The following is a 23,752-nucleotide window of genomic DNA, read 5'->3' on the forward strand; positions in this document are numbered from 1 at the left end:
CGGCGCGGTCTAAACTGGCCGACGGAGTGCCCGCGTGCGCGGGTGTCCGAGGGAGGCGTGGATGGAGTCGGGTCCGACACCGATCGCCGACGGCAGCAGTGCCGATCAGGCCGACGGCCGCAGCGCCGATCAGGCCGACGAGCAGCAGGCCGATCTGCAGCGGGCCGACGAGCAGCGCTCGGCCGCCCTCGACCGCACCGTCGAGCTCCTGGCCGGCCGCCGCATCGCCGCCGTCACCGGCGCGGGCGTCAGCACCGACTCCGGCATCCCCGACTACCGGGGCGCGGGAGCGCCCGTCCGCAGCCCGATGACCTACTCCCAGTTCGTCGCCGACCCCGACTACCGCCGCCGCTACTGGGCCGGCAGCCAGCTCGGCTGGCGCCGCTTCACCGCCACGCTGCCGAACGACGGGCACCGCGCCCTCGCCCGGCTCGAGGAGCGCGGCCTGCTCACCGGCGTCGTCACCCAGAACGTGGACGGCCTGCACGTGCGCGCCGGCTCGCAGCGCGTCGTCGACCTGCACGGCTCCGCCGACCGCGTCCGCTGCATGACCTGCGGTCAGTACTTCGCCCGCGACGCCGTCGCCGAGCGCATCGAGGCGCTCAACCCCTGGCTCGACGACCCCGACATCTCCTCGCTCAACCCCGACGGCGACGCCGAGGTCCACGACGTCTCCGCGATGACGGTCCCGGAGTGCACGGTCTGCGGCGGGATCCTCAAGCCCGACATCGTCTTCTTCGGCGAGTTCATCCCGACCGAGCGGTTCGAGGAGGCGCGCGCGATCGTCGCGAGCGCCGATGCGCTGCTCGTGGCCGGCTCGTCCCTCGTCGTCAACTCGGGCATCCGCTTCCTCGAGATCGCCCGGCGCGCGAAGATGCCGATCGTGATCGTCAACCGCGGCACCACCAAGGGCGACTCGCGGGCCGGCATCAAGATCGACGGCGGCACGAGCGAGGTCCTCCGCGCCCTCGCCGAGCGCCTCCCGTCGCGCTGACCCACCGCTCCCCCACCACCGAGAGGCCCTCGTGACCCAGCTCACCCTCGTCCGGCACGGCCAGACCGACTGGAACGCCGCCCGCCGCATCCAGGGCGCGAGCGACATCCCGCTCAACGACACCGGCCGCTCGCAGGCCAGGGCCGCCGCGCGGCTGCTCCGCGAGCGCGACTGGGACGTCGTCGTCGCCAGCCCGCTGCAGCGCGCGCACGAGACCGGCGCGATCATCGCCCGCGGTCTCGGCCTGCCCGAGCCCGAGGTCGTCGAGGGCGTCGCCGAGCGCGCCTACGGCGAGGCCGAGGGCATGACCGGCGACGAGCTCCGCGAGCTCTTCCCCGGCGGCATCGAGGGCGCGCGCATCCCCGGCTGCGAGACGCGGGCTCAGGTGGTGGAGCGCGCGACGGCCGCCCTGCTCGAGATCGCCGAGCGCTTCCCGCAGCAGCGCGTGATCGTCGCGACGCACGGCGCCGTCATCGGCAGCCTGCTCCGCGCCCTCAGCGAGGACGCGCTGCCCGCCCAGGGCACGACCGTCGGCAACGGCTCGCGGCACGACTTCGCGATCGTCGACGGCGCCCTGCAGATCGTCGCGGTCGACGACTCCGGCGACGTGGTCGTCGTCGACGCCGACCTGCAGTCCGACCTGGACGACGTGCTCAGCCCGACCGCACCCGCCTGACACGCCGGCTCTCGCCCGACCGGGCCGCCCGGCGGCGACCGGCGGAACTCAGCGCCCGACGCTCGTCAGCAGCTCCAGCAGCACCCGGGCCGAGTCGCGCCACGAGTACGCCGCCGCCCGCTCCCGCGCCTTCGCCGAGAGCGCGCGCCAGCGCTCCGGGTCCTCGAGCGAGCGCACGCCCTCCGCTATGCCCTTCGCGCTCGACGGATCCACGTAGACCGCGGCGTCGCCGCCGATCTCGCGGAAGATCGGGATGTCGCTGACGACGACCGGCGTGCCGAGCGCCATCGCCTCGACCAGCGGGATGCCGAAGCCCTCGTCCCGGCTCGCGGTCACCAGCGCCGTGGCGCGCGCGAGCGCCTCGCGGTAGGAGGCGTCGTCCGCCCCCTGGTGGAAGACCAGCTTCGCCGTCGGCGCGAGCGAGCGGAGGGTCTCCACCGTCTCGTCGCTCGCCCGGCTCATCAGGTGCAGCTCGTAGTCGGGCAGCAGCCGCATGGCGCGCGCCAGCGACTCCACGTTCTTGTAGGGCATGAACGAGCCCATGTAGACGAGCGAGCGCGCGTCGGAGCGGTCCGGCAGGGCCGCCGCGAGGGCCGCGCTCGCCTCGTCCGGCGCCGTCGCCGCGTTCGGCACCACGAAGACCGGCCTGGTCGTCAGCCGGTGCGTGCGGAGCAGCCCGCGGGTCGTCTCCGACACCGTCACGATCGCGTCGGCGCGCTGCAGCAGGCGCCGCTGCGGCCACCAGGCCAGGTGGTAGAGCCGCCAGAGCCCGCGCACCGGCAGCGGCAGATCGCGCGGCGGCGTGCGGTGGCGGTAGTAGATCAGGTCGTGCACGGTGAGCACGAGCCGGTAGCGCCGCCCGAGCGAGCCCATCGTCTGCATCGGCGAGAAGACGACGTCGGGCCGCAGCCGGTTCACCAGCAGCGCCACGAACGGCTCGAACGGCCCGGTCGGCGACGTCACGCGCTCCCACGGCAGATCCGGCAGCATCGCCAGCTGTCGACGATCGCTGATCAGCATCGTCACGTCGTGCAGCTTCGCCAGCTCCGTCACGATCTCGGCCGTGTAACGGCTGATGCCGTCGTGGCGCTCGAGCCGGGTGTACCGGCAGTCGACGACGATCCTCATCGGTCGATCCCCTCGTCCAGGGCCGCGCGGAGGACGGCGGCCGCCTCGTCCGGCGTCTCGTAGTGGATGAGGTGCCCGACCCCGTCGATCACGTGCAGGCGGCCGTGCGGCAGCGCCTCGAGCAGGCGGTACTGCGCGGAGAGCGGGGTGATGTCGTCCTGCGCCGCGGCGATCAGCAGCGTCGGCGCCGCGAGGCGCCCGGCGTACTCGCTGACGTCGTGCGACACCGAGGCCTGGAACGCCTCCAGTACCGTGTCGCGCGAGGCGAAGGCGCTGAAGTAGCGGTCGTGCTGGTCGTGCACGAAGCGGCGCAGCGGCCCGTCCTTCGTCTTCACCATCGCGAGGCTCATCACCCGCACGATCAGCGGATCGCCGAGCAGTCGCAGCCCGAGCGGGCGGGGCAGCACCGCCCCGAGGCGGTAGTAGAGCACCGCGAGCCGGGTCAGCACCCCGCGCGGCCCGGCCAGGGCCGGCGCGGCGATCGGATTGACCAGCACGAGCAGCGGCGTCTCCAGCCCGCCCGCGACGGCCGCCGCGGCGACGATCGAGCCGAAGGAGTGGCCGAGCACCACCGCGCGCCCGCGCAGCCCGAGCGCGTCGAGGAACTCGCCGAGCCACGCCGCGTAGCCGTCGACGTCGTGCGCGTGCGCCGTCATCGGCGGCGAGGCGCCGAAGCCGGGCAGGTCGGGGGCGATCACCCGGGCGTCCGCGCCGCCCGCGAGCAGCCGCGCGATCACCGGCTCCAGCCCGTGGTGCTCGCCGCGGAATCCGTGCACCAGGACCAGCACGGTCCCGGCGTCGGGGTCGCCGTAGCTCCAGTAGGCGGTGGCGGCCCCGGCGACGTCGACGGCGCTCTCGCTGATGGCGAGTCGCCCGAGGTCGGCGGCGTAGGGGGAGGCTATGGTCATGACGGTCCCCATCGTAGGGAAAGCCCGTCGAACTTCCCGCCGCAACGCCTTGCGGGCCCTCGATCCGAGCCGCAAGCATGAAGGCGCGTTCGCGCGCGACGCACCGCCCGTCCCCCGTCCTCCGCTCCGATCCCGGTGCGGCGCCGGTCACCCGCTCAGGCAGCAGCAGAAGGAGCACCGTGAGCTTCACGTCCCCGATCCAACTCCCCGGGCTCGCCCTCGATCCGCAGTGGTACCGCAGGGCCGTGTTCTACGAGGTCATGATCCGGTCGTACTACGACTCGAACGGAGACGGCGCCGGCGACATCAACGGCCTGGCGTCCAAGCTCGACTACCTGCAGTGGCTCGGCATCGACGCGCTCTGGCTTCCGCCCTTCTACATGTCGCCGCTGCGCGACGGCGGCTACGACGTCTCCGACTTCAAGGCGATCCTCCCCGAGTTCGGCACCATGGAGGACTTCCGCGAGCTCGTCCGGAAGGCCCACGAGCGCAACATGCGCATCGTGATGGACTTCCCGCTGAACCACACCAGCGACCAGCACGAGTGGTTCCAGCAGTCCCGCTCCGACCCCGAGGGCCCCTACGGCGACTTCTACGTCTGGAACGACACCGACGACAAGTACCCGGACATCCGGATCATCTTCGTCGACACCGAGGACTCGAACTGGGCCTTCGACGCCGAGCGCCGCCAGTTCTACTTCCACCGTTTCTTCTCGCACCAGCCCGACCTCAACTTCGAGAACCCGGCCGTGCACGAGGCGATCCACGACGTCGTCAAGTTCTGGCTCGACCTCGGCGTCGACGGCATCCGGCTGGACGCGATCCCCTACCTCTACGAGTCCGACGAGGGCAACGGCGAGGGCGAGCCGCCCACCCACGACTTCATCAAGAACCTCCGCACGATGGTCGACCGCGACTACCCCGGCCGCATCCTGATCGCCGAGGCGAACCAGTGGCCGCGCGAGGTCGCCGCGTTCTTCGGTACCGAGGAGGAGCCGGAGTGCCACATGGCCTTCGATTTCCCGGTCATGCCGCGCATCTTCTACTCCCTCCGCGCGCAGACCGCGAACGAGCTCAAGAAGGTGCTCTCCGAGACCTTCGACATCCCCTCCGGAGCCGCCTGGGGCGTCTTCCTCCGCAACCACGACGAGCTCACCCTCGAGATGGTCTCGGAGGAGTACCGCCAGGCCATGTACGGCTGGTACGCCTACGACCCGCGGATGCGCTCCAACATCGGCATCCGGCGCCGGCTGGCGCCGCTGCTCGACAACTCGCGCGCCGAGCTCGAGCTGATCAACGCCCTGCTCTTCTCGCTCGCCGGCAGCCCGTTCCTCTACTACGGGGACGAGATCGGCATGGGCGACAACATCTGGCTGAACGACCGCGACGCCTCGCGCACGCCGATGCAGTGGACCCCGGACCGCAACGCCGGCTTCTCGGCCGCCGACCCGGGCAAGCTCGTCCAGCCGATCGTCCAGTCGCTCGTCTACCACTACAACCAGGTCAACGTGGAGGCGCAGCTCGCCCAGTCGCGCTCGCTGCTGCACTGGATGCGGAACGTGCTGCACGTGCGCCGCGGCCACCCCGCCTTCGGCCTCGGCTCGATGCGCGTGCTCGAGACCGACCACGAGTCGGTGCTCGCGTTCGTCCGCGACTACGCGGGCTCCGGCACCGCGATGGGCGACCAGCCGGAGGAGGTGCTCTGCGTCTTCAGCTTCAACCACAACCCGGTCTCGGTCACGATCACCGACCCGGAGAACGGCGGCTCCACGCTGACCGACCTCTTCGGCGGCGGCCGCTTCCCCGGCTTCTCCGAGGACGGCGCGCTGACGATGACGCTCGGCACCCAGGGCTTCTTCTGGCTGCACGTCGCGAAGGCCGGCCAGGCCCGCGACGGTCTCACCCGCTGATCCGGCCTTCGCCCGTCCGACCGCGCAGCACGCCGCGGGGCCTCCCGACGATGTCGGAGGCCCCGCCTAGGCTGTCGGCGTGAGCACCACCGAGACGAATCAGGCACCCACGCTCTTCGACGAGAGCCTGCTCGACGAGGCCCGCGCCGCCGGCGCCTCGCAGGCCCCGGCCGGCTCCGACGGTGCCCGCTGGTACGACCGCCTGGCCGTGTTCGACCTCGAGACGACCGGCATCGACGTCCGCACCAGCCGCATCGTCACCGCGCACGTCGGCGTGATCGACGCCGACGGCACCCCGGTCGAGGGCACGACGTGGCTCGCCGACCCCGGCGTCGAGATCCCCGCCGGCGCGAGCGCCGTGCACGGGATCAGCACCGAGCACGCCCAGGAGCACGGCCGGCCCGCCGGCGAGGTCGTGGCCGAGGTGTCGGAGGCGCTGCGCTCGCTCCTGGCTCGCGGCATTCCCGTCGTCATCTACAACGCCCCCTACGACCTCTCGCTGCTCGCCTTCGAGGCGCGGCGCTGGGGCGTCCCGGTGCTGATCGATCCGAGCCCCGTCATCGATCCGCTCGTCATCGACAAGGCGCTCGACCGCTACCGCAAGGGCAAGCGCACCCTCGTGCAGGCGGCCCTGCACTACGGCGTCCCGCTCACGGAGGCGCACGACGCCGGCGCCGACGCGATCGCCGCGGGCCGGGTCGCCCAGGCGCTCGGCCGCGCCTTCGCCGAGGAGCTCGGCGGCGGCGCCGAGGCGCTGCACGCGCTGCAGGTCGACTGGTGCCGCACCCAGGCCGAGTCGTTCCAGGAGTACATGCGCCGCGTCCGCGACGAGAGCTTCGTCGCCGACGGCGCCTGGCCCGTCCGGCACTGAGCGCGCGGCACTGAGCGCTCGTCCGGCACCGGCGCCGCCGCTCAGGTGAGCGTGCGCCCCTCCGCGAGCAGCGCGACGTACTCCGCGATCCGCCGCTCCCGCGTCTCCGGCCGCTTCAGCTGCGACAGCCGGAACAGGAACGCGAAGCGCTTCTGCCCGCCGACGGTCGCGAAGAAGGCCGCGGCTCCCGGATCCGCGGCCAGTGCCGCCGTGAAGTCGTCCGGCACCTCGGCGCCGCGCTGGCGGTAGGCGGCGTCCCAGCGCCCGTCCGCCCGCGCCCGCTCCACCTCGGCGAGGCCGGCCGGCAGCATCCGGCCCTCCTCGAGCAGCCGCGCCACGTGGTCGCGGTTCACCTTCGACCACGGGCTCGCCCGGCGCCGCGGCGTGAACGCCTGCAGCTTGAACTGCTCGTCGAACGCCCCCGCCTGCCCGTCGATCCAGCCGTGGCAGAGCGCGACGTCGAGCGCCTCCGCGTAGGTGATGCCCGGGTCGACGGCCGCCTTCTTCCGCAGCTTCAATCGCACGCCGCCCGGGTCGGGTTCACCGCGGAGGTAGGCGTCCCACTCCTCGGGCGTCGTGAGCGGCAGGATCGGCTTGTCGGCGAAGGACACCATGCCCGGACGCTACCGCCTCCGGCCCCTCGTGTCATCGTCGCCGTCACCGCGTCCGTCGCTCCGTCACGAGGACATGCGGCAGCCCCCACGCGCAACCGCTCGACCGCCTGTCCGCGCGTCGGTTGGATCGGAGGACACCGGGACCACCCGAGTCCCCAGCAAGGAGCAGTCATGCCCACCATCCGCACGGTCACCGTCCTCGGCAGCGGAGTCCTCGGCTCCCAGATCGCGTTCCAGGCGGCCTTCCACGGCTTCGCCGTCACCAGCTACGACGTCTCCGACGAGGTGCTCGCCACCGCCCGCGAGCGCTTCCGCGGGCTCGCCGGCGTCTACGAGTCGGCCCAGGTCGCCGGCGGGATCCCCGGCGGCGCCGCAGGCGCCCTCGAATCCCTCCGCCTCACCTCCGACCTCGCCGAGGCCGTCGCGGACGCCGACCTCGTGATCGAGGCCGTCCCCGAGGACCTCGCGCTCAAGCAGGAGCTCTACGGCCGCCTCGGCGCGCTCGCCCCCGAGCGGACGATCTTCGCGACCAACTCCTCGACGCTGCTCCCCAGCGATCTCAAGGAGTCGACCGGCCGCCCCGACCGCTTCCTCGCCCTGCACTACGCCAACCACGTCTGGGTGCAGAACACCGCCGAGATCATGGGCACAGCCGACACCGACCCTGCCGTGATCGATGCGGTCGTCGCGTTCGCCGTCGAAAGCGGACTCGAGCCGATCCGCCTGCAGAAGGAGAAGGCCGGCTACCTGCTCAACTCGCTGCTCGTGCCGCTCCTGAACGCCGCGAGCGGCCTGCTGATGGGCGGCTACGCGGACCCCGCGACCATCGACAAGACCTGGCGGATCGGCACCGGCGCCCCGCTCGGTCCGTTCCAGATCTTCGACGTCATCGGCCTCAGCACGGCTCACCACGTCGCCGCGGCGGCCCCTGACGAGGCCTCCCAGGCCTTCGCCGCCCATCTCGAGACCGAGTACCTGAACAAGGGCAGGCTCGGCACCGCCACCGGCGAGGGCTTCTACCGCTACTGATCCGCCCCGGCGACCGCTGCGCGAGCGGTGGTCGATCCAGCGCGAAGGGACGCCCGCAGACGTGCTGGTCGAGTAGCCCCGCAGGGGCGTATCGAGACCCGGCGTCCTCGGCAGAGCGGTCTGCAGAATCGTCTTCAGGCGCGGGTGGATCTCGATGCGCCCGCTGCGCGGGCTACTCGATCAGCAAGGGGGCCAACGACGAAGGGCCCCCGACCGCGAGGTCGAGGGCCCTTCGGAGGCGGGAGGCCGGAGCCTACTTGCCGAAGTTCTTGTAGCGCGAGTTGAACTTCTCGACGCGGCCGGCCGAGTCCATGATGCGCTGCTTGCCCGTGTAGAACGGGTGCGAGGCGGACGAGATCTCGACGTCGATGACGGGGTACGTGACGCCGTCGAGCTCGATCGTCTTGCTGCTGGTCGCCGTCGAGCGGGTGAGGAAGGTCTCACCGGAGGCGAGGTCGCGGAACACGATGGCCTCGTACTTGGGGTGGATGTCGGTCTGCATGATCGTGTCCTGTCGCTTGTGGTCCTGAACCGCGCCTGTCGTCGACGGGTGCGGGTGGATGAGTGGCGGGCGCACCGCGAACGGGCCCGAACCAGCTATCGAGAATAGCAGACGGCCGGCGCCGCGGGGAGGTGCGGCACGCGATCGGACGAGCCCGCCCTCAGCGGGCGCGGGCCGAGTAGCGCCCGTTCTCGTGGGTCAGCGCGATGTCGAGCCCGAACGCGTCGGCGAGGGTCGCCTCCGTGAGCGCCTCGGCCAGCGGTCCGGCGGCGACGACGGCGCCGTCGCGGAGCAGCAGCGCGTGCGTGAAGCCGGCGGGGATCTCCTCGACGTGGTGGGTCACCATCACGATCGCCGGCGAGGCCGGGTCCTGTGCGAAGCCGCCGAGCAGCTGCACGAGCTCCTCGCGGGCGCCGAGGTCCAGGCTGCCGGCCGGCTCGTCGAGCAGCAGCAGCTCCGGGTCGGTCATGATCGCGCGGGCGATCTGGACGCGCTTCTGCTCGCCGTCGGAGAGGGTGCCGAAGGTGCGGTCCGCGAGGTGGTCGAGCTTCCACTCCACCAGGACGCGGCGCGCACGGCGCTCGTCGATCTCGTCGTAGCCCTCGTTCCAGCGGCCGGTGACCGCGTAGGCGGCGGTCATCACGACGTCGAGCACCGTCTCGCCCGCGGGCAGGCGGCGCGCCATCGCGGTCGACGCGTAGCCGATCCGGGGGCGCAGCTCGAAGACGTCGGTGCGGCCGAGCGTCTCCTCGAGCAGGTGCGCCGATCCCGTCGACGGGTAGTTCTGCGCCGCCGCGATCTGCAGGATCGAGGTCTTCCCGGCACCGTTGGAGCCGAGGATCACCCAGCGCTCCTCCTCGGACACGGTCCAGTCGACGTGGTCGAGGATCCGCTTGCCGTTCCGGACGAAGGACACATCGACGAACGAGACAACGCTGGGCATGCGGACCAGTCTAAAGGGAGCGGGCGCCGGGCTCAGACGAGCGAGTCGTAGATGGCACGGGTGTCCCGCGCGATCTGCGTCCAGCTGAAGTCGCTCTGCGCGCGCAGGCGGCCGGCCTCGCCCATCCGCTTCGCGGCGGCCGGGTCGGCGACGACCTCGGCCATCGCTGCCGCGAGGTCGGCGACGTAGCGGTCCGGGTCCACGGGGGTGCCCGTGCCGTCCGTCACCTGCTCGATCGGCACGAGGCGCCCGGTGACGCCGTCGACGACGACCTCCGGGATGCCACCGGTCGCGGTCCCGACCACGGCGGCGCCGCACGCCATCGCCTCGAGGTTCACGATGCCGAGCGGCTCGTAGATCGACGGGCAGACGAAGGTCGTCGCCGCGGTCAGCACCGCGGAGAGCTCGTGGCGCGGCAGGTGGCGGTCGATCCAGACGACGCCGGTGCGCTCCTGCTGGAGCCCCCGGACGAGCGCGGTGACCTCGGCCATGATCTCGGGGGTGTCCGGGGCGCCGGCGCAGAGCACGAGCTGCACCTCCGGCGGCAGCATCGCGGCCGCGCGCAGCAGGTAGGGCAGCCCCTTCTGCCGGGTGATCCGGCCGACGAAGACGACGGAGGGACGCGACGGGTCGATGCCCAGCTCGGCGAGGACGGCCTCGTCCTCCACCGGGTGCCAGGCGTCGAGGTCGATGCCGTTGTAGACGACGTGCACCTTCGCGGGGTCCAGCGCGGGGTACGAGCGCAGGATGTCGTTGCGCATCCCGCCGGAGACCGCGATCACGGCGTCCGCGTTCTCGTACGCCTCGCGCTCGATCCAGCTCGAGACGCGGTAGCCGCCGCCGAGCTGCTCGGCCTTCCACGGGCGCAGCGGCTCGAGGCTGTGCGCCGAGACGACGTGCGGGATGCCGTGCAGCAGTTGCGCGAGACGTCCGGCCGCGTTGGCGTACCAGGTGTGCGAGTGCACGAGATCGGCGCCCGCCGCGTCCTGCGCGATCTGGAGATCGACGCCGAGGGTCTGCAGCGCGCCGTTGGCCTCCGCCAGCTCCGCGGGAACGGGGTACGCGAAGGCGCCCTCCTCGTCCCTCGGCGCGCCGAAGCAGCGCACCACGACCTCGATGTCGTGGCGGAGGGCCTTGGTGAGCTCGGCCACGTGCACGCCGGCTCCCCCGTACACCTCGGGCGGATATTCCTTGGTCAGCAGATCGACTCGCACCCCCGAACCGTAGTACAGGGCGATCCTCCGCCGACACCCGCAGCCACGCGACTGCGCAGGACCTCTACTGTGGGGGCATGCAGTCAAAGAAGATCTTCGGCATCGTCCTCGCCGGCGGCGAGGGCAAGCGGCTCATGCCCCTCACGGCCGACCGGGCCAAGCCCGCAGTGCCGTTCGGCGGGCAGTACCGCCTGATCGACTTCGCGCTGTCGAACCTGATCAACTCGGGTCTGACGCAGATCGTGGTGCTGACGCAGTACAAGTCGCACTCGCTCGACCGCCACGTCTCGCAGACCTGGACGCTGTCGGGGCTGCTCAACTCCTACGTCGCGTCCGTCCCGGCGCAGCAGCGGCTCGGCAAGCGCTGGTTCAGCGGCTCGGCCGACGCGATCCTGCAGAGCCTCAACCTGATCCGCGACGAGAAGCCCGACATCGTCGTCGTGGTCGGCGCGGACCACGTCTACCGCATGGACTTCTCGCAGATGATCGAGGCGCACATCAAGTCGGGCGCCAAGGCGACCGTCGCGGCGATCCGCCAGCCGATCGAGCTGGCCGACCAGTTCGGCGTCATCCAGCTCGCCGGCGACGAGGCGGGCGACGGCATCGTCCCGACCAAGATCGCGGAGTTCCTCGAGAAGCCCAAGGACGCGGTCGGCCTCGCCGACTCGCCGCACGAGGTCCTCGCTTCGATGGGCAACTACGTCTTCGACGCCGACGCGCTGATCGACGCGGTCATCCGCGACGGCGAGCTCTCCACCTCCGACCACGACATGGGCGGCGACATCATCCCCGACTTCGTCGCGCGCGGCGAGGCCGGCGTCTACGACCTCAAGCTCAACGAGGTCCCCGGCTCCACCGATCGCGACCGCTACTACTGGCGCGACGTGGGGACGATCGACTCGTTCTTCGAGGCGCACCAGGACCTCATCTCGGCGCTCCCGGTCTTCAATCTCTACAACCAGCAGTGGCCGATCTTCTCGTCGCAGCTGAACTCACCGCCCGCGAAGATCGTGCGCGACGGCAAGGGCAACCTCGGCACGACCGTCGACTCGGTGGTCTCGCTGGGCACCGTCATCTCCGGCGCGCACATCGAGCGCAGCGTCGTCGGCCCGTGGGCGGTCATCGAGTCGAACGCCACGGTCTCCGACTCGGTCGTCTTCGACAAGGTCCGGATCGGCCCGGACGCCGTGGTCGCCCGCGCTATCCTCGACAAGGACGTCGTCGTCGAGCCCGGCGCGCGAGTCGGCGTGGACCACGACCACGACCGCGAGCGCGGGTTCACCGTCACCGAGTCGGGCATCACCGTCGTCGGCAAGGGCGTCGTCGTCCGCCCGTAGCACCCCCGCGGGTCGAGAGCACTGCGCTTCCGCGCGTCCGGTCAGGCCGGCGCGCGGACCCGACCGATTGGCCCGTCCTTGAGTGAGCCGCTGCGCACACCCGCCCGCTTCCTGGTCGTCGTCGACGCCGACTCGACGCTGCTGCAGGACGAGGTGATCGAGCTCCTCGCCGCCCACGCGGGCTCCGAGGAGCGCGTCGCCGCGATCACCGAGCGCGCGATGCACGGCGAGATCGACTTCGGCGAGAGCCTGCGCGAGCGCGTCGGCACCCTCGCCGGCGTCCTCGACGACGTCTGCGCCGGAGTGAGCGGGCGCGTCCGGGTCACCCCAGGGGTGGAGGAGCTGATCGCCGGCATCCACGCCGCCGGTGGTCGGATCGGCGTCGTCTCGGGCGGCTTCCACGAGGTGCTCGACCCGGTCGCCGGAGCGCTCGGCCTCGACTTCGTCCGCGCGAACCGGCTCGGCAGCCGCGACGGCCGCCTCACCGGCGCCGTCGAGGGTCCCGTGATCGACGCCGCCGCGAAGGCCGCCGCCCTCTGCGAATGGGCCGCCCTGTCCGGGGTCCCGCTCGAGCGGGCGATCGCGGTCGGCGACGGCGCGAACGACCTCGAGATGATGCAGGTCGCGGGTCTCGCCGTCGCCTTCAACGCGAAGCCCGTGGTCCGCGAGCGCGCCGACCTCGTCATCGACGGCCTCGATCTCAGCCAGCTGCTGCCGGTCCTCGGTCTCCGCGGCTGACACTCGGAGGGCGGCGCCTCAGCCGCCCGCCGTTGCGACCAGGACCGCCGCGCCCAGGGCCAGCGCCCAGCTCACCAGCGAGCCGACCAGGAAGTACTCCGCCTTCGAGCCGCCCTCGCCGTCGCGGGAGATCTCCGGGAACCGCACGATGCCCTTCGCCGCGAAGACGGCGCCGGCCAGCCCGATCGCTCCGGCGAGGGTGAGCCCGGCCACGAGGAGGCGCTCGAGCGGCCCGATGGCGCGACCGCCGCGGAGGTCCGGGACTCGCACCTCCTCGGGCGCGGGCCGGGCGAAGCGGGCGCGGAGCGAGAAGCGAGTGCGCGCGGCGACCGGCTGCGGCAGCTCGCGGTAGAGCGCGGCGCGCACGACGACGTTGCCGCTCTCGAGGAGGAAGAGCGCGGCGCCCCCGGCGAGCAGCGCCTGCGCGATCGGCGGGACGGGTCCGGAGCGCCCGAGACCCGCGTACGCGTCGACCAGCGGGCCGGCGGCCGGGCCCGCCGCGCGGTCGACCACGGCGAGCACGAGCACCGCGACGATCAGGCCGACGGCGGGCCGGAGCCCTCCGGGCGGCCGGGTGCCGGCCGCGGTGGTCGTGAGCAGCAGCCACGCGCCGGCCAGCGCGACGACGAGCACGGTGCCGAGCGGTGCGGCACCGAGGCCGAGCACCGCCGAGAGCGCGGCCGCCGCCCAGAGCACGACGATCGCCGCGGCGGCGACGGGTCGGCCGAGGTGCGTCCGCGCGAGGTCGGCCAGACCGACGAGCCCGAGCAGCAGCGCGGTCAGCACGCGTCCGCCAGCAGCCGCGCACCGGTGAGCAGGGCCCCGGCACCCGCGCGGCGCAGCGCCTGCGACACCGCGGACTGCGTGATCGACTCCTGCTCGGCCAGGACCTTCTGCGGAAGACCGCGCGCCGTGCCGAGCACGAGCCGCCGGTCGCGGTCGCTCATCTCGCCGACGAGGGCGTCACGGGCGAGGAGGTAGGCGTTCACCGCGGCCTCCTGCGCGTCGGGCGAGTCCGAGCCGATGAACCAGCCGCGCGCCGTCGGCACCGCACCGTCCTCGAGGGCGTGCGCCCGCTCGATGGCCGCTCGCGCGCGCCACCAGCCGGGCCCGTCCTGCAGATCGCCGGCGACGCCCGAGCCGACCACCCTGATCTCGCCGCGGCCGAGGCCGACCCGGCAGTCCACCCCCGGCGGCAGCACGAGCCGCGCCTGGAGCGTCGCACCGAGCGCTGCCGAGACGGAGGCGTAGACCGCCTGGAACTCGTCGCCCACCGTGGGGTGCAGCGGCTCGACAGCGGGGACCGCCGCGTCGACCTCCGCGAAGCCGCGCTCGATCTCGCGCTGAACGACGGATCGCTCGGCGATCTCGCGCGAGTCGACGAGGTCGAGCACTACCGCGACGACGGAGGAGTCGGACATCGCATAAGCATAGAGCTGATATCCGCCGGATATAAGCTTTGCGCTGATACGGTCAGTGCCCCATCCCGAGGCCGCCGTCGACGGGGATGACCGCGCCGGAGATGTAGTCCGCCTCGTCGCCGGCGAGCCAGCGCGTCACCTTCGCGACCTCGGCGGCCGTGCCGTAGCGGGCCAGGGGGATGCTCTTGCGGTACTCCGCCTGCTGCTCCGCCGGGAGCTCCGCCGTCATATCGGTCTCGATGAAGCCGGGCGCGACGACGTTCGCCGTGATGTTGCGGGCGCCGAGCTCGCGGGTCAGCGACCGGGCGAAGCCGACCAGCGCGGCCTTCGACGAGGAGTAGTTGATCTGGCCGGGGCCGCCGTAGAGGCCGACGACGCTCGAGATCAGGACGATGCGGCCGAACCTCTGCTTGAGCATCGCCTTCGACGCCCGCTTGACGACCCGGAAGGCCCCGGTGAGGTTGGTGTCGATGACGGAGGTGAAGTCCTCCTCGGACATGCGCAGCAGCAGCATGTCGCGGGTGATGCCGGCGTTCGCGACGACGACCTCGACCGGGCCGAGCTCGGCCTCGATCTGCGAGAAGGCGGCGTCGATGGAGGCGGCGTCGGTGACGTCCGCGACGACGGTGAAGGACCCCTCGGGACCCGAGCCGGAGCGGGCGGTGACCGCGACCCGGTGACCCGCCGCCACGAACTCCTCGGCGATGGCGTAGCCGATCCCCCGGTTGCCCCCGGTGACGAGGACGGTGCGCGGCGTGGTCATGGGTGTCCCTCTCCGCCGGTGCACGGGCGGCTCCGGACGACCCCTACATCCTAGAGGCGGGATGCGCAACACATCCGCTGAGAGGGAACGTCCGGGGTCCGCCCGGTGCCCACGACGTAGTCTTATCGGGCTGTGAAATCACGCGAATCGCTCACCTCCCTCCCGCCGTCGCCCAGTGCCGCGCGTCGCTCCCGCGCGATCAAGTACTCCATCGCCATGGGCATCAGGATGGTCTGCGTGATCTGCCTGATCTTCGCCCAGGGCTGGTGGCTGCTCTTCTTCGCGCTCGGCGCGATCGTGCTCCCCTACTTCGCCGTCGTGCTCGCCAACGTCGGCAGCGCCGGTGAGAGCGGCACGGTGGAGCGTCCCGGCGCGATCGTGCTGTCCCGGCCCGTGCCGCCGTACGTCCCGCCGACCGCGCACGACGCGGCTCCCTCCGCCGACGCGCCCGAGGGCGGCGACCCGACCGAGGGACGACGGTGATCCCGCTCGGCGGCGCGCCCGATCGGCACGCCTGCTCGCGCGCCGGATGCTCGCTCACCGCGACCTGGGCGATCGAGTGGCGGAACCCGCGCATCCACGCGGAGGACCGGCGGAAGACCTGGCTGGCCTGCGGGGAGCACCTCGACTACCTGCGCGAGTTCCTCGCCGCGCGGGAGTTCCCGCTCGAGGTGAAGCCGCTGCTCACGGTCGACCGCGGAGCGGCACTGTGAGCGCCGCGGCGACGCGGCCGTCCTGGCGCTTCGCCTTCTCGCGCCGCTGGTTCGGCTACCTGGCGCTCACGATCGTCTTCGCCGTGGCCTGCGTGCTGCTCTCGCGCTGGCAGGTCGCCCGCCTCGACGAGGCCGCGAGCACCAACCGGCTCGTCACCGCCAACTGGAACGCGGACCCCGTCGCGCTCGACGGCCTCCTCCCCGCGGAGGCGGGCTGGGACGACGCCCTCGAGTACCGGCCGGTCGAGGTCTCCGGCGTCTACGAGACCGAGGGCCAGACCCTCGTCCGCAACCGGCCCTACAACGGCAACCCCGGCTTCGAGATCCTCACCCCGCTGCGCCTCGCGGACGGCAGCGTCTTCGTGGTCGATCGCGGCTGGGTCCCGGTCGGCTCCGAGCAGGACTCCCCCGACGTCGTCCCGGCCCCGCCGGAGGGCGAGGTCACGGTGACCGCCCGCCTGAAGCCGGGCGAGGGCCGCATCGAGGGCCGTGGCGCCCCCGCCGGTCAGATCGCCACGATCCAGCTCGACGACCTCTCGGCCCAGCTCGACGAGCCGCTGCGCACCGCCGGCTACGGGCTGCTGGTCCAGGAGGACCCCGCGCCGATCGAGGAGCGGCCGCTCGCCGCGATCAAGCCGGTCGCCGACGAGGGCCTGCACATCAGCTACGCGATCCAGTGGGTGCTGTTCGCGATCATGGGCTTCGGCGGTCTCGCCTGGGCGATCCGGCACGAGTACCGGATCCTCAACGCGGACGACCCCGAGGTCATCGCCGCCGAGGAGCGCCGCGAGCAGCGCCGCCTCCGCCGCGGACGCACGGACGCCGAGATCGAGGACGAGCTGCTCGACGCCCGCTGAGCGCCCGGGCGTCTCGAGCTCATGCTGGTCGAGTAGCCCCGAAGGGGCGTATCGAGACCCGCAGCCGGGTCTGCAGACTCGAGCTCTGACGCTGGTGGATCTCGATACGCCCGCTGCGCGGGCTACTCGATCAGCATGACGGCTCCGAGACCTCGACGGCCGAGCCTCAGGCCAGCATGATCAGGTCGAGGTAGTCCGCGGTCCAGTGGTCCTCGGTGCCCTCGGGCATGATCAGCACGCGCTCGGGGTTGAGCGCCTCGACAGCGCCCTCGTCGTGGCTGACCAGGACGACCGCGCCCTCGTAGTGGGCGAGCGCGTCGAGGATCTCCTCGCGGCTGGCCGGGTCGAGGTTGTTGGTGGGCTCGTCGAGAAGCAGCACGTTGGCACCCGAGACGACGATCATCGCCAGCGCGAGCCGGGTCTTCTCGCCGCCGGAGAGGACGCCCGCCGGCTTGTGCGAGTCGTCCCCGGTGAAGAGGAACGAGCCGAGCACGCGGCGGGCCTCGGTCTCGGTGAGGTTGGGGCTCGAGGAGACCATGTTCTCCAGCACCGAGCGCTTGACGTCGATCGTCTCGTGCTCCTGGGCGTAGTAGCCGATGCGCAGGCCGTGTCCGGCCTCGATCACGCCGGTGTCCGGCGCGTCGACCCCGCCCAGGATGCGCAGGAGCGTCGTCTTGCCCGCACCGTTCAGCCCGAGGATGACGACCTTCGAGCCGCGGTCGATGGCGAGGTCGACGGAGGTGAAGATCTCGAGCGAGCCGTAGCTCTTCGAGAGGTTCTGCGCCTGCAGCGGGGTCCGGCCGCAGGCGGACGGGGTCGGGAAGCGGAGCTTCGCGACGCGATCGACGGCGCGCACCTCCTCGAGGCCGCTGAGCATCCGCTCGGCGCGGGCGACCATCTGGTGCGCGGCTGCGGCCTTCGACGCCTTCGCGCCGAAGCGGGCGGCCTGCAGCTGCAGAGCGCCGGCCTTCTTCTCGACGTTGACGCGCTCCTTCTTGCGGCGCTCCTCGTCGGCCGCGCGCTGGCGGAGGTAGTTCTTCCAGTTCATGTTGTAGACGTCGATCACCTGGCGGTTCGCGTCGAGGTAGAAGACGCGGTTGACGGTCTCGCCGACCAGCTCGATGTCGTGGCTGATCACGATGAAGCCGCCGCGGTAGTTCTTCAGGAACTCGCGCAGCCACACGACCGAGTCGGCGTCGAGGTGGTTGGTCGGCTCGTCGAGGATGAGCGTCTGCGCATCGGAGAACAGGATCCGGGCGAGCTCGATGCGGCGGCGCTGGCCACCGGAGAGCGTCTTGAGCGGCTGGTCGAGGATCCGGTCCGGCAGGTTGAGGTTGCTCGCGATCGACGCCGCCTCGGCCTCGGCCGCGTAGCCGCCGAGCGAGAGGAAGCGGTCGGTGAGGTTGCCGTACTTCTTCATCCCGGCCTCGCTGACGGCCGTCTCGCTGCTCGACATCGCGACCGTGGCCTCCTGCATGCCCAGCACCAGCTGGCCGAGGCCGCGGGCGTCGAGGATGCGCGTGCGCGCCAGCTCCTCGGGGTCGCCGGAGCGCGGGTCCTGCGGCAGGTAGCCGATCTCGCCGCCGCGGTCGACCGAGCCCTTCGCCGCGATGAGGTCGCCGGCGAGGACCTTGGTCAGCGTCGTCTTGCCCGCGCCGTTGCGGCCGACGAGGCCGACCTTGTCGCCGTCGCCGACTCTGAAGGACACGTTCTCCATCAGGAGTCGGGCGCCGACTCGGAGTTCGAGGTCGTGCACGCTGAGCACTGTGCTGTCCGTTCCCGCCAAGAAATGGCGTTCGGTTCGGGAGGTGTGGGGCAAGAGGCCGCGAAGCGGCAGCCCCCTAGTATATTTCCTGAGCCGCGGGGCGGATCCACGTCCGCTCACCGCGGACGCGCTCGCTCCTCGCTCTCGGGCGACACGGTCTTTGGAGAACAGACATGTCCAGCTACTCTCTCGCCCCGTCGCGACCGGTCCTGGCGGACCGGCTGCTCACCCGCTCGCTGGTCACCGATCTGGTGCTCGTCCTCGCCGCCGCCGCGTTCACCGCGGCCATGGCGCAGCTGTACATCCCGATGTGGCCGGTCCCGATCACGGGTCAGACCTTCGCGGTCCTGCTCGTCGGCACCACGCTCGGCGCCCTCCGCGGCGCGCTCTCGATGGGCGTCTACGCCCTCGTCGGCGCCCTCGGCGCCCCGATCTTCACCGAGGGCTCGAGCGGCTGGGCCGTCCTGGCCGGTCCGACCGGCGGCTACATCGTCGGCTTCGTCCTCGCCTCGATCGTCACCGGCCGGCTCGCCCAGCGCGAGTGGGACCGCCGCGTCGTCGGCACGCTGGTGACCTTCCTCGCCGGCACCGCCACGATCTACCTCGTCGGACTCCCCTGGCTCGCCACCGCGCTCGGCTCGATGGGGTACCCGGCCGACCTCGGCTCGGTGCTCACCGCCGGTCTCGTGCCCTTCCTCGTCGGCGACACCCTGAAGATCGTGCTCGCCGCCGCGCTGCTGCCCACCACCTGGGCGCTGCTCGGCCGCCGCAAGGGCTGACCCGCCCCGCACGCACGACGAAGGGCCCGGAGGATGATCCTCCGGGCCCTTCGCCGTTGCTGCTGCCGCTGATCGCGCGGCGAGGCTCTAGATCGAGAAGCCGAGCGCGCGCATCATGTCGCGGCCGTCCTCGGTGATCCGGTCCGGACCCCACGGCGGCATCCAGACCCAGTTGATCCGGAAGGCCTCCACGACGCCGTCCAGCGACTCCGCGGTCTGCTCCTCGAGCACGTCCGTCAGCGGGCAGCCCGCCGAGGTCAGCGTCATGTGGATGACCAGCGCGTCGTTCTCGTCGTCCCAGCCCAGGTCGTAGATCAGGCCGAGGTCGACGACGTTGACGCCGAGCTCGGGGTCCATGACGTCCTTGAGCGCCTCCTCGACCTGGTCGAAGAGCTTCGGGTCGAGCGTGGTGACCGCCATGATCAGACCGTCGCCGGGGCGAGGAAGCGGTCGTAGCCCTCGTCCTCGAGTCGGGTGGCGAGCTCCTTGCCGCCCTGCTCGGCGATGCGGCCGGCGACGAAGACGTGCACGAAGTCCGGCTGGATGTAGCGCAGGATCCGCGTGTAGTGCGTGATCAGCAGGACGCCGAGACCGGTCGAGGCGTGGGCGCGGTTGACGCCCTCCGACACGATCTTGAGAGCATCCACGTCGAGGCCGGAGTCGGTCTCGTCGAGGACGGCGAACTGCGGGGCGAGCAGCTCGAGCTGGAGGATCTCGTTCCGCTTCTTCTCGCCTCCTGAGAAGCCCTCGTTGACGTTGCGCGCCGCGAAGGACGGGTCCATGCGCAGGTCGGCCATCGCCTTCTTGACGTCCTTGGTCCAGGTGCGGATCGCCGGAGCCTCGCCCGCGATCGCGGTCTTGGCCGTGCGGAGGAAGTTGGTGTTGGTGACACCGGGGATCTCGACCGGGTACTGCATGGCGAGGAAGAGACCGGCGCGGGCGCGCTCGTCGACCGTCATGTCGAGGACCTCGACGCCGTCGAGGGTGATCGAGCCGCCGTCGACGTGGTACTTCGGGTGCCCCGCGATCGTGTACGCGAGGGTGGACTTGCCGGAGCCGTTGGGGCCCATGACGGCGTGGATCTCACCCTGGTTGATGGTGAGGTCGACACCGCGGAGGATCTGCTTGGTCCCCTGCTCGGTCTCGACACTGACGTGGAGATCGCTGATCTGGAGAACGGACATTCAGACTTCCTTCGTGACGGTCGGGTCGATGTAGACGTCGCCGTCGATGACCTCGACGACGAAGACGGGAACCGGCTCGAAGGCCGGCAGGTTCAGGGGGGCGCCGGAGCGCAGCGAGAACGCCGAGCCGTGGGCCCAGCACTCGAGGGTGTCGTCCTCGACGAAGCCCTCGGCGAGGGAGACTTCGCCGTGGGTGCAGGTGTCGCCGATCGCGTGGATCTCGCCCGCGGTGTCCTGGACGATCGCGATGGCGATGCCGTCGACGACGTAGCGGACGGCCTGGTTGGGGATCAGCTCCGAGGCGGCGCAGATCTTCGCGGCGTCGCTCATGCGGACACCTCCGGCGAGTACGCGCCGGTCTGTCCGGCGCTGCCTGCAAGCTCGGCCTCGATCGCGAGCTGGAGGCGGTCCTCGAGCTCGGTCACGCCGATCTGCTGGACGATCTCGCTGAGGAAGCCGCGGACGACCAGCCGGCGCGCCTCGTCCTCGCGGATGCCGCGCGACTGCAGGTAGAAGAGCTGCTCGTCGTCGAAGCGGCCGGTCGCCGAGGCGTGGCCCGCTCCGGCGATGTCACCGGTCTCGATCTCGAGGTTCGGGATCGAGTCGGCGCGCGTGCCGTCCGAGAGGACCAGGTTGCGGTTCTGCTCGTAGCTGTCGGTGCCGTTCGCGCTCTGGCGGATCAGCACGTCGCCGATCCACACCGTCCGCGCGCCCTGGCCCTGCAGCGCGCCCTTGTAGGTGACGCGGCTGCGGGTGTCGGGGGCGTCGTGGTCGACGTAGACCTGCTGCTCGAGGTGCTGGCCGCCGTCGGCGAAGTACAGGCCGAGGAGCTCGCCGTCGGCGCCGCGCTCGACGAGGTGCGCCGAGGGGTTCACCCGGACGATCGAGCCGCCGAGCGTGACGACGATGTGCTTCACCTTCGCGTCGCGGCCGACGCGGAGGAAGTGGTTCGCGAGGTGGCGGGCGTCGTCGGCCCACTCCTGCAGCGTGACGATCGTCAGCTGCGCGCCCTCGCCGACGAGGACCTCGACGTTCTCGGCGAGCGTCGCTTCGCCCTCGTTCTGCAGCACGACGACACCGCGCGCGTACGGCGCGGCCTCGATGATCGTGTGCGCGGCACGGGGAGCGGAGCCGAGTCCCGTGCGCACGAGGGTCGCGACCTTCTCGTCCTCGCCGGTCACCCGGATCGAGAGCGCCTGCTCGAACTGCGACCAGGCGTTCGCGGCGGCGCGGTCCTCGGGGAGGCCCGCAGTGCCGATCCGAGCGTCGTCGCGCCCGACCCAGGAGACGTCGACGCCGTCGACGGCCGCCGACTCCAGCGGAGTCGGCGAGCCGTCGAGCGGTCCGTCGATGAGGTCGCCGAGGCGGGCGACCGGGGTGAGCTTCCAGGCGATCTCGCGCCCCGTGACCGTCTCGAACGCGTCGACGTCGGTGGACGCGAAGCGCTCGGAGCGGGTCTGCACGGGCGTGAACGCCCCGTCGGAGTGCGCGGCGATGCCCAGTCGCGCGGCGGCGTCCGCGCCGTCGATCGCAGGGGACGTCGGGGCGCTCGTGGGGACCGTCATCAGGCGGTGGTTCCTTTCGAAGGGTGCTGGCCGCCCGTCTCGGGCGGCCTGGGGAGGAGAGGGGCGAGCGTCAGCCGACGCTGCCCTCCATCCCCATCTCGATGAGCTTGTTGAGCTCGAGGGCGTACTCCATGGGCAGCTCGCGAGCGATCGGCTCGATGAAGCCGCGGACGATCATGGCCATCGCCTCGTCCTCGGGCATGCCGCGCGACATCAGGTAGAAGAGCTGCTCCTCGCTGACCTTCGAGACCGTGGCCTCGTGGCCGAGCTGGACGTCGTCCACACGGATGTCGATCGCCGGGTAGGTGTCCGACCGCGAGATCGTGTCGACCAGGAGCGCGTCGCAGCGCACCGTGTTCGCGGAGTGGTGCGCGTTCGCGTCCACCCGGACCTCGCCGCGGTAGCCGGCCCGGCCGCCGCCGCGGGCGATCGACTTGGAGACGATCGACGACTGCGTGTACGGCGCCATGTGGATCATCTTCGCGCCGGCGTCCTGGTGCTGGCCGGGGCCCGCGAACGCGACGGAGAGGGTCTCGCCCTTGGCGTGCTCGCCGACCAGGAAGATCGACGGGTACTTCATCGTGACCTTCGAGCCGATGTTGCCGTCGATCCACTCCATCGTCGCGCCCTCGTGCGCGATCGCACGCTTGGTGACGAGGTTGTAGACGTTGTTCGACCAGTTCTGGATCGTCGTGTAGCGCACGCGGGCGTTCTTCTTCACGATGATCTCGACGACGGCCGAGTGCAGCGAGTCCGACTTGTAGATCGGCGCCGTGCAGCCCTCGATGTAGTGGACGTAGCTGCCCTCGTCGGCGATGATCAGCGTCCGCTCGAACTGGCCCATGTTCTCGGTGTTGATCCGGAAGTAGGCCTGCAGCGGGATGTCGACGCGCACGCCCTTCGGGACGTAGACGAACGAGCCGCCGGACCAGACAGCCGTGTTCAGCGCGGCGAACTTGTTGTCGCCGGCCGGGATGACGGTGCCGAAGTACTCCTCGAAGATCTCGGGGTGCTCGCGCAGCGCGGTGTCCGTGTCCATGAAGATGACGCCCTGCTCCTCCAGGTCCTCGCGGATCTGGTGGTAGACGACCTCGGACTCGTACTGAGCGGCGACGCCGCCGACGAGGCGCTGGCGCTCCGCCTCGGGGATGCCGAGCTTCTCGTACGTGTTCTTGATGTCGTCCGGGAGGTCCTCCCAGGTCTGCGCCTGCTTCTCGGTGGAGCGGACGAAGTACTTGATGTTGTCGAAGTCGATGTCCGACAGGTCGGCGCCCCAGGTGGGCATCGGCTTGCGCTCGAAGAGGGCGAGCGCCTTCATGCGCCGCTCGCGCATCCAGGCCGGCTCGTTCTTGAGCGCGGAGATGTCGGAGACGACCTCGGGCGAGATGCCGCGGCGCGCGGAGGCGCCGGCGGAGTCCGAGTCGGACCAGCCGAACTCGTAGACGCCCAGGCTCGCGAGCTCGGGGCGGTCGATCAGGATGTCTGACATAAGTACCTCGTTTCCTACCCACTGGTAACCGGTCGGGTTCCGGAGTCATTCCCCGAGGGGGATCCGGGGAGCACATCCGGGCCGATCGCGTCATCGAGTCGATGGGCGGAGCGGAGCGGTGCGTCCCGGGAAGTCCTGAGGCTTGCGGTGGCGCTCCATCGGGCCGTCGGTCCGGGCCTCGCCCCCTCGGGCGAACGACGCGTCGCGCCGAACCTGAACCAACTACTCATCCTACGGAAGCCGTGCCCCCAGTGGAACCTCTGCACCTGGGTGTCGGCCGGGCGGCACCGATCCCGTGCCGCCAGACCGGCATGACCACACCCGTGTCGGTGGTCCGTGCTGGAGTGTCTCC

General features: G+C 71.5%; 26 protein-coding genes. 11 read left to right on the top strand and 15 right to left on the bottom strand.

Going from position 1 to position 23,752, the window contains the following annotated elements; all coding sequences use genetic code 11:
• Positions 1–61: 61 nt before the first annotated feature.
• Together HRK28_RS17415 and HRK28_RS17420 are read left to right on the top strand one after the other, a co-directional pair.
• A complete protein-coding gene (locus HRK28_RS17415; protein ID WP_173252546.1) occupies positions 62–994 on the top strand; it encodes a Sir2 family NAD-dependent protein deacetylase in 933 nt (310 codons plus the stop codon).
• 31 nt (positions 995–1,025) lie between these two features.
• On the top strand, positions 1,026–1,670 hold the full coding sequence (locus tag HRK28_RS17420) for a histidine phosphatase family protein (RefSeq protein ID WP_173252547.1): 645 nt from the start codon (positions 1,026–1,028) through the stop codon (positions 1,668–1,670).
• Positions 1,671–1,718: 48 nt separating this feature from the next.
• Here the strand turns inward: HRK28_RS17420 and HRK28_RS17425 are convergent, their stop codons facing one another.
• On the bottom strand, positions 1,719–2,798 hold the full coding sequence (locus HRK28_RS17425) for a glycosyltransferase family 1 protein (RefSeq protein WP_173252548.1): 1,080 nt from the start codon (positions 2,796–2,798) through the stop codon (positions 1,719–1,721).
• Positions 2,795–3,706 (bottom strand): alpha/beta fold hydrolase, encoded by a 912-nt coding sequence (locus HRK28_RS17430; protein WP_160089689.1) that lies wholly within the window; start codon positions 3,704–3,706, stop codon positions 2,795–2,797. Before HRK28_RS17430 ends, HRK28_RS17425 begins: the two co-directional genes overlap by 4 nt.
• A gap of 179 nt (positions 3,707–3,885) precedes the next feature.
• Here HRK28_RS17430 and treS point away from each other — a divergent pair, with 179 nt between their 5' ends.
• Positions 3,886–5,616, top strand: a complete 1,731-nt coding sequence (gene treS, locus HRK28_RS17435) for a maltose alpha-D-glucosyltransferase (RefSeq protein WP_160089691.1) — start codon at positions 3,886–3,888, stop codon at positions 5,614–5,616.
• 202 nt (positions 5,617–5,818) lie between these two features.
• Positions 5,819–6,487, top strand: coding sequence for a 3'-5' exonuclease (locus HRK28_RS17440; protein ID WP_254305015.1), 669 nt, complete (start codon positions 5,819–5,821; stop codon positions 6,485–6,487).
• 41 nt (positions 6,488–6,528) lie between these two features.
• On the opposite strand, the gene HRK28_RS17445 is transcribed toward HRK28_RS17440, so the two are convergent.
• On the bottom strand, positions 6,529–7,101 hold the full coding sequence (locus HRK28_RS17445; protein WP_160089695.1) for a YdeI family protein: 573 nt from the start codon (positions 7,099–7,101) through the stop codon (positions 6,529–6,531).
• 171 nt (positions 7,102–7,272) lie between these two features.
• Here HRK28_RS17445 and HRK28_RS17450 point away from each other — a divergent pair, with 171 nt between their 5' ends.
• A complete protein-coding gene (locus tag HRK28_RS17450; protein WP_173252549.1) occupies positions 7,273–8,130 on the top strand; it encodes a 3-hydroxyacyl-CoA dehydrogenase in 858 nt (285 codons plus the stop codon).
• 253 nt (positions 8,131–8,383) lie between these two features.
• On the opposite strand, the gene HRK28_RS17455 is transcribed toward HRK28_RS17450, so the two are convergent.
• The 3 genes from HRK28_RS17455 to glgA form a co-directional block, all read right to left on the bottom strand.
• Positions 8,384–8,632, bottom strand: a complete 249-nt coding sequence (locus tag HRK28_RS17455) for a type B 50S ribosomal protein L31 (RefSeq protein WP_123446296.1) — start codon at positions 8,630–8,632, stop codon at positions 8,384–8,386.
• Between the two features lie 160 nt (positions 8,633–8,792).
• Positions 8,793–9,575 carry an ABC transporter ATP-binding protein gene (locus tag HRK28_RS17460; protein ID WP_160089699.1) on the bottom strand — a complete coding sequence of 261 codons (783 nt, stop codon included), beginning with the start codon at positions 9,573–9,575 and terminating at the stop codon, positions 8,793–8,795.
• Between the two features lie 32 nt (positions 9,576–9,607).
• Complete coding sequence (gene glgA, locus HRK28_RS17465; protein WP_160089701.1) at positions 9,608–10,789, bottom strand: glycogen synthase; 1,182 nt, start codon at positions 10,787–10,789, stop codon at positions 9,608–9,610.
• Positions 10,790–10,866: 77 nt separating this feature from the next.
• Between glgA and HRK28_RS17470 the strand changes: the two genes are divergently transcribed.
• Positions 10,867–12,126 (top strand): glucose-1-phosphate adenylyltransferase, encoded by a 1,260-nt coding sequence (locus HRK28_RS17470; protein WP_123446293.1) that lies wholly within the window; start codon positions 10,867–10,869, stop codon positions 12,124–12,126.
• Between the two features lie 78 nt (positions 12,127–12,204).
• Entirely contained in the window at positions 12,205–12,864 is a 660-nt protein-coding gene (serB, locus tag HRK28_RS17475) for a phosphoserine phosphatase SerB (protein WP_160089703.1), read from the top strand.
• An 18-nt stretch (positions 12,865–12,882) separates the two neighbouring features.
• Here serB and HRK28_RS17480 read toward each other — a convergent pair whose 3' ends face one another.
• Genes HRK28_RS17480 through fabG form a run of 3 tightly spaced genes read right to left on the bottom strand, consistent with a single transcriptional unit; the run spans position 12,883 to position 15,048 of the window.
• A complete protein-coding gene (locus tag HRK28_RS17480; RefSeq protein ID WP_160089705.1) occupies positions 12,883–13,650 on the bottom strand; it encodes a hypothetical protein in 768 nt (255 codons plus the stop codon).
• Positions 13,644–14,285 (bottom strand): SatD family protein, encoded by a 642-nt coding sequence (locus HRK28_RS17485; RefSeq protein ID WP_173252550.1) that lies wholly within the window; start codon positions 14,283–14,285, stop codon positions 13,644–13,646. The genes HRK28_RS17480 and HRK28_RS17485 overlap by 7 nt, the downstream gene beginning before the upstream one ends.
• A gap of 52 nt (positions 14,286–14,337) precedes the next feature.
• A complete protein-coding gene (gene fabG, locus HRK28_RS17490; protein WP_160089709.1) occupies positions 14,338–15,048 on the bottom strand; it encodes a 3-oxoacyl-ACP reductase FabG in 711 nt (236 codons plus the stop codon).
• A 132-nt stretch (positions 15,049–15,180) separates the two neighbouring features.
• Here fabG and HRK28_RS17495 point away from each other — a divergent pair, with 132 nt between their 5' ends.
• From HRK28_RS17495 to HRK28_RS17505, 3 genes are read left to right on the top strand one after another with little or no spacing between them, the layout of a single operon-like run.
• Positions 15,181–15,531 (top strand): DUF3099 domain-containing protein, encoded by a 351-nt coding sequence (locus HRK28_RS17495; protein WP_173252551.1) that lies wholly within the window; start codon positions 15,181–15,183, stop codon positions 15,529–15,531.
• Positions 15,528–15,761, top strand: a complete 234-nt coding sequence (locus HRK28_RS17500) for a hypothetical protein (RefSeq protein ID WP_217274949.1) — start codon at positions 15,528–15,530, stop codon at positions 15,759–15,761. Before HRK28_RS17495 ends, HRK28_RS17500 begins: the two co-directional genes overlap by 4 nt.
• Complete coding sequence (locus HRK28_RS17505; RefSeq protein WP_173252552.1) at positions 15,758–16,618, top strand: SURF1 family protein; 861 nt, start codon at positions 15,758–15,760, stop codon at positions 16,616–16,618. Before HRK28_RS17500 ends, HRK28_RS17505 begins: the two co-directional genes overlap by 4 nt.
• A gap of 166 nt (positions 16,619–16,784) precedes the next feature.
• Here the strand turns inward: HRK28_RS17505 and HRK28_RS17510 are convergent, their stop codons facing one another.
• Positions 16,785–18,383 (bottom strand): ABC-F family ATP-binding cassette domain-containing protein, encoded by a 1,599-nt coding sequence (locus HRK28_RS17510; protein WP_123704293.1) that lies wholly within the window; start codon positions 18,381–18,383, stop codon positions 16,785–16,787.
• A gap of 173 nt (positions 18,384–18,556) precedes the next feature.
• Between HRK28_RS17510 and HRK28_RS17515 the strand changes: the two genes are divergently transcribed.
• Complete coding sequence (locus tag HRK28_RS17515; protein ID WP_160089715.1) at positions 18,557–19,162, top strand: biotin transporter BioY; 606 nt, start codon at positions 18,557–18,559, stop codon at positions 19,160–19,162.
• A gap of 87 nt (positions 19,163–19,249) precedes the next feature.
• On the opposite strand, the gene HRK28_RS17520 is transcribed toward HRK28_RS17515, so the two are convergent.
• From HRK28_RS17520 to sufB, 5 genes are all read right to left on the bottom strand, one after another.
• Positions 19,250–19,582 (bottom strand): metal-sulfur cluster assembly factor, encoded by a 333-nt coding sequence (locus tag HRK28_RS17520; RefSeq protein ID WP_123446284.1) that lies wholly within the window; start codon positions 19,580–19,582, stop codon positions 19,250–19,252.
• A 2-nt stretch (positions 19,583–19,584) separates the two neighbouring features.
• Positions 19,585–20,346, bottom strand: coding sequence for a Fe-S cluster assembly ATPase SufC (gene sufC / locus HRK28_RS17525; RefSeq protein ID WP_160089717.1), 762 nt, complete (start codon positions 20,344–20,346; stop codon positions 19,585–19,587).
• Positions 20,347–20,676, bottom strand: a complete 330-nt coding sequence (locus tag HRK28_RS17530) for a non-heme iron oxygenase ferredoxin subunit (protein WP_160089743.1) — start codon at positions 20,674–20,676, stop codon at positions 20,347–20,349.
• Positions 20,673–21,911, bottom strand: coding sequence for a Fe-S cluster assembly protein SufD (sufD, locus tag HRK28_RS17535; RefSeq protein ID WP_160089745.1), 1,239 nt, complete (start codon positions 21,909–21,911; stop codon positions 20,673–20,675). The genes HRK28_RS17530 and sufD overlap by 4 nt, the downstream gene beginning before the upstream one ends.
• A 70-nt stretch (positions 21,912–21,981) precedes the next feature.
• Positions 21,982–23,400 (bottom strand): Fe-S cluster assembly protein SufB, encoded by a 1,419-nt coding sequence (sufB, locus tag HRK28_RS17540; protein ID WP_123446280.1) that lies wholly within the window; start codon positions 23,398–23,400, stop codon positions 21,982–21,984.
• Between the last annotated feature and the right edge of the window lie 352 nt (positions 23,401–23,752).

This window comes from Rathayibacter sp. VKM Ac-2835 (genome assembly GCF_013266705.1).
GTDB lineage: Bacteria > Actinomycetota > Actinomycetes > Actinomycetales > Microbacteriaceae > Rathayibacter.

Coding starts and splice junctions, on each gene's coding strand:
- HRK28_RS17415 (WP_173252546.1), top strand. CDS start 62: ATGGAGTCGGGTCCGACACCGATCGCCGACGGCAGCAGTGCCGATCAG.
- HRK28_RS17425 (WP_173252548.1), bottom strand. CDS start 2,798: ATGAGGATCGTCGTCGACTGCCGGTACACCCGGCTCGAGCGCCACGAC.
- HRK28_RS17430 (WP_160089689.1), bottom strand. CDS start 3,706: ATGACCATAGCCTCCCCCTACGCCGCCGACCTCGGGCGACTCGCCATC.
- HRK28_RS17445 (WP_160089695.1), bottom strand. CDS start 7,101: ATGGTGTCCTTCGCCGACAAGCCGATCCTGCCGCTCACGACGCCCGAG.
- HRK28_RS17450 (WP_173252549.1), top strand. CDS start 7,273: ATGCCCACCATCCGCACGGTCACCGTCCTCGGCAGCGGAGTCCTCGGC.
- HRK28_RS17455 (WP_123446296.1), bottom strand. CDS start 8,632: ATGCAGACCGACATCCACCCCAAGTACGAGGCCATCGTGTTCCGCGAC.
- HRK28_RS17460 (WP_160089699.1), bottom strand. CDS start 9,575: ATGCCCAGCGTTGTCTCGTTCGTCGATGTGTCCTTCGTCCGGAACGGC.
- HRK28_RS17470 (WP_123446293.1), top strand. CDS start 10,867: ATGCAGTCAAAGAAGATCTTCGGCATCGTCCTCGCCGGCGGCGAGGGC.
- HRK28_RS17485 (WP_173252550.1), bottom strand. CDS start 14,285: ATGTCCGACTCCTCCGTCGTCGCGGTAGTGCTCGACCTCGTCGACTCG.
- fabG (WP_160089709.1), bottom strand. CDS start 15,048: ATGACCACGCCGCGCACCGTCCTCGTCACCGGGGGCAACCGGGGGATC.
- HRK28_RS17515 (WP_160089715.1), top strand. CDS start 18,557: ATGTCCAGCTACTCTCTCGCCCCGTCGCGACCGGTCCTGGCGGACCGG.
- HRK28_RS17520 (WP_123446284.1), bottom strand. CDS start 19,582: ATGGCGGTCACCACGCTCGACCCGAAGCTCTTCGACCAGGTCGAGGAG.
- sufC (WP_160089717.1), bottom strand. CDS start 20,346: ATGTCCGTTCTCCAGATCAGCGATCTCCACGTCAGTGTCGAGACCGAG.
- HRK28_RS17530 (WP_160089743.1), bottom strand. CDS start 20,676: ATGAGCGACGCCGCGAAGATCTGCGCCGCCTCGGAGCTGATCCCCAAC.
- sufD (WP_160089745.1), bottom strand. CDS start 21,911: ATGACGGTCCCCACGAGCGCCCCGACGTCCCCTGCGATCGACGGCGCG.
- sufB (WP_123446280.1), bottom strand. CDS start 23,400: ATGTCAGACATCCTGATCGACCGCCCCGAGCTCGCGAGCCTGGGCGTC.